This window comes from Terrabacter sp. P5_B1 (assembly GCF_056400505.1).
Genome location: NZ_JBFULD010000190.1, coordinates 1 through 8,159, shown reverse-complemented (window position 1 = coordinate 8,159; position 8,159 = coordinate 1). Strand labels below are relative to the sequence as shown.

Sequence of the window (8,159 nt, the reverse complement as noted above, 5' to 3'; positions counted from 1 at the left end):
AGGCGCCCCTCGAGTGCTCAGTTCCCCACGCGCGCGGCCCGTCCGGAATTGGGCACTCGACTGGAGGGGCCCGGGTCAGGGGCGCGGGTCGAGGGCGTCGTAGTGGCGGAACGACGGGACCCGCGCGACCGTGACGAGGACGAGCACGACGACGAGGACGCCGCCGACGACGGGCGGCACCCATGTCGCCGTCAGCGTCGCCAGGGTGCCGGCGAACATCTGACCGAGCCGGGGACCGCCCGTGACGACGACGGTGAAGACGCCCTGGGTGCGGCCGCGCAGGTGGTCGGGAACCGCGGACTGCAGGATCGACTGACGGAAGATCGCGCTGATGTTGTCGGACCCGCCGGCGACGGCGAGGCAGAGGGCCGCGAGCGCCAGAGCCCACCGGTTGGCCGCGCCGAAGTCCATCGAGGCCACGGCGTGCCCACCGAGCTCGGTCACGGCGAGCACCACTCCGAAGCCGAGGATCGCGAGGCCGTAGGAGACGATGGCGTTGCGGATCGCGAGCCCCTGCCACCGCAGGCCGGTGACGCGACCGGACCCGAGACTCGACACGATGCCACCGACGGCGAACGACGCGAGCAGGATGCCGGCCGTGACCGAGCCGCCGCCGATGACGATGGCCCCGACGGCCGGGAAGAGCACCATCGGCTGGCCGAAGGTCATCGCGATGATGTCGACGACGAAGCTCATCCGCACGTTGGGCGCCCGGCGCAGGTGCGCCAGCCCGTCCACGACCGACCGGAAGCCACCGGCAGCGACGTGCTCCCCCTCGGGCCGGATGCGAGGCAACGTCCAGAGGCCGAAGAAGCCGGCGAAGAAGAGCACGACGTCGACGGTGTAGGTCCAGGCGTAGCCGGCCCGCGCGACGAGCACGCCGGCCATGCCGGGCCCGACCGTCACCATGACGCCCGCCGAGATGCCGAGCAGGGCCGCCGCCTTGGGCAGCTGCTCCCTCGGAAGCAGGCGCGGCGTGATCGCCTGGCGCGTCGCCGAGGCGATCGTCGCGGCGACGGCGTTGACGGTGGTGATGACGTAGAAGATCCAGACCGCCTCGGCGCCGGCCCACGTGATCGAGGCCAGGACCACGGTCGAGGCCCAGGCGACGGTCGAGGCCGACAGGGCCACGGTGCGCCGGTCGAAACGGTCGGCGATCGCACCCCCGTAGAGGCCGGCGACGACCATCGGCAGCAGTGAGAACCACGCGACGAGCGAGACCATGAAGGTCGACCGGGTCAGGTCGTAGATGTGCAACCCGACGGCCGTGTTGGTGACGAACGTGCCGATGCCGGCGAGGGTGTTGCCGAACCAGAGCCGCGCGAACGCCGGACTCACCCGCAAGGGCGTCACGTCGACGAAGTGCGAGCGACGCGATGAGTCGATCGGCGCGGGGGCCTCAGGGCCGGGTCGTGCGTCGGTCACAGAGCGAAACTACGCCACGGCCAAGGTGCCCGAGAGCGCAGGGAGGCACGCCTCCACCTCGCGCAGTCGCGAGCCGTCGCGGACCCACACCCACCGTCCGTCGGCCGCGCGGCGGGCAACCTGGGTGCGCACCGTGCCGTCGGCGGTGGTGGACGTCGTCATGGCGAGATCCCCGCTGATCACGGCCCGCGAGCTGACGGCAGCGCCCTCGCCGCTCAGGACTCCGGCGGCCATCGCGGCCGCGAGCGCCTCGCGGATGGCGACGGAGCCCGCCGCCTCGCGACCGCGCGGAAGGCTCACGACGGCGTCGGCGGCATACAAACCCACGAGCGCATCGAGGTCGTCCGCGGCGACGCAGGCGGCGAAACGGGACTCGAGGGCCTCCGGGCTGTCAGCCCCGACGGCGGTCGGGTGGGCGGTCGTCGTCATGGGCACACCGTGCCACCGGCCACCGACAGCGCCGCCATATGTACCTTCCGTGGGCACTCGCGACACCACTCTCAAGGAGAGCCCGGGCTACCGGCCTCGGCGCGCGGTCGGCGGTGTTGAATGGGCACCATGTCGCCTCGCCCACTCCACGTCACCTTCGTGTGCAGCGGCAACATCTGCAGGTCACCCATGGGTCACGTGATCCTCCAGCGGATGGTCGACGACGCCGGTCTGTCCGACGACGTCCGGGTCAGCTCGAGCGGCACCGGTGACTGGCACGTCGGCGAGCACGCCGACCCGCGCACCGTCGAGGTCCTCGCCCGCCACGGCTACGACGGGTCGCGGCACCGGGCCCGCGAGTTCGACCCCGACGAGTTCGACGAGTTCGACCTGATCCTCGCCTCCGACGAAGGACACGTGCGCACCCTCAACCGCCTGGCCCGCGCGCCGCACCAGCGCGGCAAGATCCGGCTCGTGCGCGAGTTCGACCCCGCCGCCGTGGCGGCCGGCACCCTCGAGACGGGCGACCCGTGGTACGGCGGAGCGGAGCACTTCGCCCGCTGCTTCGCCGAGGTCGAGGCCGCGTGCCGTGGCATCCTCGACCACGTCAAGGACCAGCTGGACAGTCGGCGGCCGGACACCCTGCGCGCCCGTGTGGACACCGACCAGCCCTGACCCGATGCGAGACGTGAACCTGACCGTGCCCGACTATCCCTACGGCTCCCCGTGCTGGGTCGACCTGCTCGTCAGCGACGTCCAGCGCGCCAGGACCTTCTACGGCGAGCTCTTCGGCTGGCAGTGGCTCGACGGCGACCCCTCTACCGGCGGCTACACGATGGCCCTGCTCGGCGGCCATCCCGTCGCCGGCATCAGCCGCAAGCCCGCCGGCGTCCCCGTCCGGAGCCAGTGGACGACCTACCTGCGCGTCGGTGACATCGAGGTCGCCGAGCGCGCCATCAACACGTACGGCGGCCGCACCCTCGGGCGTCCCGTCGCCATCGGGGCCCTGTCGCGCACCCTGATCGCCGTCGACCCCGGCGGGTCGTACTTCGGTGTGTGGGAGCCGGGCGACCTGCCCGGCAGTGGCGTCCTCGACGAGCCGGGGTCGCTGACGTGGAACGAGCTGCTGACGCGGGACTACGACCGGGTCCAGAACTTCCAGCTCGCCGTGTTCGGCCACGAGTTCACCGACGAGACGGAGCCCGGCGGTCCGCGCTGGGCGACGGCCCACACCGGCGACGGCAACCCCGCCTTCGGGCTCGCGGAGATCGACGACGAGTGGCCGCAGGAGATCCCGCCGCACTGGGTCGCCTCCTTCGCAACACGCGACGTCGCGCCCCGCCTGGACCGGGCACTCGAGCTCGGGGCCACGCTGCTCCAGGGCCCGTTCGACCGCCCGTACGGTCTCGGTGCGGTGCTGAGCGGGCCCGAGGGAGAAGTCTTCTCGCTCCTCGTGCCCGACCTCGCCTGACCGCTCGCCCCTCCCGACCCCTCCCAACCCATCGACCCCACAGGAGCATCCGTGCCCGTCCACGAAGGGCCGTTCGCGCCCGGCACCCCCTGCTGGGCCGACGTCATGGTCGACGACCTCGACGGCGCGCGCGCCTTCTACGGCAGCCTCTTCGGCTGGACCTTCGAGGACCTGCCGCCCGAGGCCGGCGGCTACGTCATGGCCCGCAAGGACGGCCACGTCGTCGCGGGCGCCCTGGCCAAGAACCCGGACGACCCCAACCAGGTCAGCGCGTGGACGGTCTACCTCGCGACCGACGACGTCGACGACGCCGCCAGACGCGCCCGGGCGGCCGGCGGGGTCTTCTTCCTCGAGCCCACGAACCTGCTCCGGGTGGGGCGCATCGCCGTCGGCGCCGACCCAGCCGGGGCGGCCTACGGCCTGTGGCAGGCCAAGGAGCGCCCCGGCACCGACCTCGTCGACGAGCCGGGAGCGCTGTGCTGGGCCGAGTCGATGAGCCGCGACTACGACGCGAGCACCCGCTTCTACTCCGACGTCATCGGCTACCGGCTCCAGGAGATCGGTCAGGACGGCGTCCGCTACTCCGTCGCGAGCCTCGACGGCGAGCGCGCTGTCGCCGGCATCGGGGCCATCCCGGCGCAGGCCCCGGCCGACGTGCCGTCGCACTGGATGACGCACTTCGCCGTGGCCGACTGCGACGCGACCGTCCAGCGGGTCACGGCCCTCGGCGGCTCCGTCATGCAACCGCCCGCCGACACCCGCTACGGCCGGATGGCACTCGTCGCCGGCCCCCAGGGCGAGACGTTCTCGGTCATGCAGCTGCCCGAGCCGTCGACGACCGACTGACCGAGGGCGTATGCCGTGTGACCGGGACCGCGCGCGGCCGCCCGACCGCGACGGACGGCATACGAACCACTCCCCCCGCTCTGGGAGGATGTCGGCATGGCTTCGCTTGCTGACGCAACCCCGCCCATCGCGCTCGGGGCGCTCGACGGCCGCTACCGCGGCGCCGTCGCGCCGCTCGTCGACCACCTCTCCGAGGCGGCCCTCAACCGGCAGCGCGTGCACGTCGAGATCGAGTGGCTGATCCACCAGACGAGCCACGGGATCGTGCCGGGTGTGCGCACGCTGACGGGCGCCGAGATCGCCGCGCTGCGAGCGGTCGTCGACGACTTCGGCACCGACGAGGTCGCCGAGCTCGGCGACATCGAGCGGGTCACCGTCCACGACGTCAAGGCCGTCGAGTACTTCCTCAAGAAGCGCCTGGCCGCCATCGCGCCCGCCGACGAGGACAAGGGCCTCGCCGAGCTCATCCACTTCGGGTGCACGAGCGAGGACATCAACAACCTCTCCTACGCCCTCATGGTCAAGGGCGCCGTCGAGCAGGTGTGGCTGCCGCGCGCGAAGGCGCTCGTCGCCCAGGTCGCGGAGATGGCGCGCGAGCTCAAGGACGTGCCGCTGCTCGCACACACCCACGGCCAGCCGGCGACGCCGACGACGATGGGCAAGGAGCTCGCCGTCCTCGCGCACCGCCTCGGCCGGCAGCTGCGGCGCATCGAGGGACAGGAGTACCTCGGCAAGTTCAACGGTGCCACCGGCACGTTCGGCGCCCACGCGCTCGCCCTGCCCGACGTCGACTGGCCCGCCGTGTCGCGCGCCTTCGTCGAGAGTCTCGGTCTCACGTGGAACCCGCTGACGACGCAGATCGAGAGCCACGACTGGCAGGCCGAGCTCTACGCCGACGTCGCGCGCTTCAACCGCATCCTGCACAACCTCTGCACCGACGTGTGGACCTACATCTCCATGGGCTACTTCGCGCAGGTGCGCGGCCAGGGCACCGTCGGATCCAGCACGATGCCGCACAAGGTCAACCCGATCCGCTTCGAGAACGCCGAGGCCAACCTCGAGGTGAGCAACGCGCTGCTCGACGTCCTGGGCGGCACGCTCGTCCAGAGCCGGCTCCAGCGCGACCTCACCGACTCGAGCATGCAGCGCAACATCGGCACGGCCTTCGGCCACTCGGTGCTCGCCCTGGACAACGTCGCCCGCGGCCTCGCGGGCCTCGACGCCGTGCCCGAGCGGATGGCGGCTGACCTCGAGTCCAACTGGGAGGTCCTCGGCGAGCCGATCCAGTCGGCGATGCGGGCCCTTGGCGCACAGGGCGTTCCGGGCATGGAGGAGCCCTACGAGCGGCTCAAGGAGCTGACCCGGGGACGCCGCATCGACGGAGACGACCTGCGCGAGTTCGTCCGTGGGCTGGGGCTGCCCGCCGAGGTCGAGGCCCGGTTCGTCGCGCTGACGCCGCAGACCTACACGGCCCTCGCGAGCCGGCTCGTCGACGACTACCTCGCCTGACGCCGTCACCCGAGCGCGACAGCGCATCGACGACCATTGGTTGAGCCAGGCCTGGGACACGCCGCACGACACGCCGCGCTCGGGCGATCACGGCGACCAACGGTCGTCCGCGTGCGCCGCACCACGCCTTCTCGTATGCCGTCAAGCGGGCTAACGTGCGTCAGCATGGTCCGCTCCCGACGCGCCACGCTCCGCGACATCGACGAGGCGGCCCTTGCGCTGCCGGAGGTGACGCGCGACCCGCCGACGGGCGGGCGACCCTCGTTCCAGGTGCACGGCAAGACCTTCGCCTTCGCCCGGGGGCCACGCAAGGATGCAGTCGACCCGGCGACCGGCGAGCTGTACGACGACGTCCTGGCCTTCTCGTGCACCGCCGAGGACAAGGAGTCGATGGTCTCCGACCCGGAGTCCCCGTGGTTCACGACGCCGCACTGGAACGGCTACAACGCCGTGCTGCTCCTCGAGCGCGACCTCGGCCGCCTCACCGTCATCGAGCTGCGCGAGGTCGTCACGGACGCCTGGCTGGCGAAGGCTCCGAAGCGGCTCGCCCGGAGCTTCCTCGAGGGCGCCGACACCCCCTACCCCCGATGAGCGCGGAATACCCCAAGGGGGTACCGTGGTTGTCGATGACAAGGAGGTGCCATGGCCGGTTACACCGGGAGCAAGGACGACTACCTCAAGCGCCTGCGCCGCATCGAGGGACAGGTGCGGGGCGTGCAGAAGATGGTCGACGCCGACACGTACTGCATCGACATCCTGACCCAGGTCAGCGCCATCACCAAGGCCCTGCAGGCCGTCAGCCTCGGCCTGCTGGAGGACCACGTGGCCCACTGCGTCGTGGACGCTGCGCGCGAGTCCGACGAGGCGGCGGCCGAGAAGGTGCGCGAGGCCTCCGACGCCATCGCCCGGCTCGTTCGGAGCTGACGTGACCATCCAGAGCACCCCACCAGACGCACCCCGATCCACCCGCCCGAGGAGGCCCCGATGAGCCAGACCGTCCACACCGAGATCACCGTCGCCGGGATGACGTGCGGCCACTGCTCGGCCGCCGTCACCGAGGAGCTGACGGCCCTGCCCGGCGTCACCGACGTCGCCGTCGACCTGCATCCCGGCGAGGACTCGCCCGTCACCATCACGAGCGAGACGCCCCTGGACCGTGCTGCCGTCGATGCGGCCGTCGCCGAGGCGGGCTACACCCTCCGATGAGCGACACCCAGTCCCCCTCCACGACCGCCGAGCACCCGCCCGAGGAGGTGCGCCTCGCGATCACCGGCATGACGTGCGCCTCCTGCTCGGCCCGCATCGAGCGCAAGCTCGCCAAGGTCGCCGGCGTCCAGTCCGCCACGGTCAACCTCGCCACCGAGAAGGCGCAGGTCCGTTTCAGCGCGCCCGTGACGGTCGATGCCATCGTCGCCGAGGTGCAGAAGACCGGTTACGGCGCCAGCGTCCTCGACGACGCGAAGCCGCACGCCGGAGCCACGGCGCACGCCGGAGCCACGTCCCACGCGGGCGCGATCCCTCGCGCCGCCGACCTGCTGCGCAAGCTGCAGGCGAGGTATGCCCGCCGGGACACGCGCCCGCACGACCGGGAGCACACCCCCGACGACCACCTCGACCACCTCGACGACCTCGACCACCTCGACCAGGACAGCCACCTCGAGCACACGCCTGCCCAGGCCGTGCTCAAGCCGCGCCTCGTCGTCGCCATCGCGCTCACGATCCCGGTGCTGCTCCTCGCCATGGTGCTGCCGGCCTTCGCCGCAAGCCCCTGGCTGCAGTTCGTCCTCGCGACGCCCGTCGTCTTCTGGTGCGCGTGGCCCTTCCACCGCGCCGCTGCCGTCAACGCCCGCCACCTCGCCTCGACGATGGACACCCTCGTGTCGCTCGGTGTGCTCGCCGCGTGGGGCTACTCCGTCGTCGAGCTGCTGCAGGGCGGCATGCACCTCTACTTCGAGGTCGCCTCGGTCGTCACGACGTTCCTGCTCGTCGGCCGCTTCCTCGAGGCCCGCGCGAAGGACTCCGGCAAGGACGCCCTGCGCTCGCTGCTCGACCTCGGCGCCAAGGACGTGTCGGTCCTGCGGATCGACCCCCGGTCGCGGATCACGAGCGAGACCCGGATCCCCGTCGGCGAGCTCGTCGTCGGCGACCAGTTCATCGTGCGTCCGGGCGAGAAGGTCGCGACCGACGGCGTCGTGCGCGACGGCTCGAGCGCGGTCGACGCGAGCCTCGTCACCGGCGAGTCCACCCCCGTCGACGTCTCCCCCGGCGACCCCGTCACCGGCGGGTCGATCAACACGACCGGCCGCATCGTCGTCGAGGCCCGCAAGGTCGGGGCCGACACGATGCTCGCCGGCATCCAGCGGCTCGTCGAGACGGCACAGACCGGCAAGGCCGACGTCCAGCGCCTCGCCGACCGCGTCTCGGCCGTCTTCGTGCCGGTGGTGCTCGCCGTCGCCGTCGTCACCTTCGTCGCCTGGCT

General features: G+C 72.0%; 10 protein-coding genes. 8 read left to right on the top strand and 2 right to left on the bottom strand.

Annotated features, from left to right (window positions below; translation table 11 throughout):
* Window positions 1–75: 75 nt before the first annotated feature.
* Both AC1DP0_RS14045 and AC1DP0_RS14040 read right to left on the bottom strand, forming a co-directional pair.
* Entirely contained in the window at window positions 76–1,425 is a 1,350-nt protein-coding gene (locus tag AC1DP0_RS14045; protein ID WP_478085168.1) for an MFS transporter, read from the bottom strand.
* 9 nt (window positions 1,426–1,434) lie between these two features.
* Window positions 1,435–1,854, bottom strand: coding sequence for a YybH family protein (locus AC1DP0_RS14040; RefSeq protein WP_478085167.1), 420 nt, complete (start codon window positions 1,852–1,854; stop codon window positions 1,435–1,437).
* 129 nt (window positions 1,855–1,983) lie between these two features.
* Between AC1DP0_RS14040 and AC1DP0_RS14035 the strand changes: the two genes are divergently transcribed.
* The 8 genes from AC1DP0_RS14035 to AC1DP0_RS14000 all read left to right on the top strand — a co-directional run.
* Window positions 1,984–2,529 carry a low molecular weight protein-tyrosine-phosphatase gene (locus tag AC1DP0_RS14035; protein ID WP_478085166.1) on the top strand — a complete coding sequence of 182 codons (546 nt, stop codon included), beginning with the start codon at window positions 1,984–1,986 and terminating at the stop codon, window positions 2,527–2,529.
* A 4-nt stretch (window positions 2,530–2,533) separates the two neighbouring features.
* A complete protein-coding gene (locus AC1DP0_RS14030; RefSeq protein WP_478085165.1) occupies window positions 2,534–3,325 on the top strand; it encodes a VOC family protein in 792 nt (263 codons plus the stop codon).
* Window positions 3,326–3,376: 51 nt separating this feature from the next.
* Window positions 3,377–4,171, top strand: coding sequence for a VOC family protein (locus AC1DP0_RS14025; RefSeq protein WP_478085164.1), 795 nt, complete (start codon window positions 3,377–3,379; stop codon window positions 4,169–4,171).
* A gap of 96 nt (window positions 4,172–4,267) precedes the next feature.
* Window positions 4,268–5,680 carry an adenylosuccinate lyase gene (purB, locus tag AC1DP0_RS14020; protein ID WP_478085163.1) on the top strand — a complete coding sequence of 471 codons (1,413 nt, stop codon included), beginning with the start codon at window positions 4,268–4,270 and terminating at the stop codon, window positions 5,678–5,680.
* A gap of 165 nt (window positions 5,681–5,845) precedes the next feature.
* Window positions 5,846–6,271 (top strand): MmcQ/YjbR family DNA-binding protein, encoded by a 426-nt coding sequence (locus AC1DP0_RS14015; protein ID WP_478085162.1) that lies wholly within the window; start codon window positions 5,846–5,848, stop codon window positions 6,269–6,271.
* A 51-nt stretch (window positions 6,272–6,322) separates the two neighbouring features.
* Window positions 6,323–6,604: a metal-sensitive transcriptional regulator gene (locus AC1DP0_RS14010; protein ID WP_478085161.1), complete on the top strand. Its 282-nt coding sequence runs from the start codon at window positions 6,323–6,325 to the stop codon at window positions 6,602–6,604.
* A gap of 60 nt (window positions 6,605–6,664) precedes the next feature.
* The gene (locus tag AC1DP0_RS14005; protein ID WP_478085160.1) at window positions 6,665–6,886 is read left to right on the top strand and encodes a heavy-metal-associated domain-containing protein; all 222 of its coding nucleotides are present in this window, start codon (window positions 6,665–6,667) and stop codon (window positions 6,884–6,886) included.
* Window positions 6,883–8,159: heavy metal translocating P-type ATPase (locus tag AC1DP0_RS14000; protein ID WP_478085159.1), on the top strand; the 1,277-nt coding region annotated here is incomplete at its 3' end. The genes AC1DP0_RS14005 and AC1DP0_RS14000, both read left to right, overlap by 4 nt.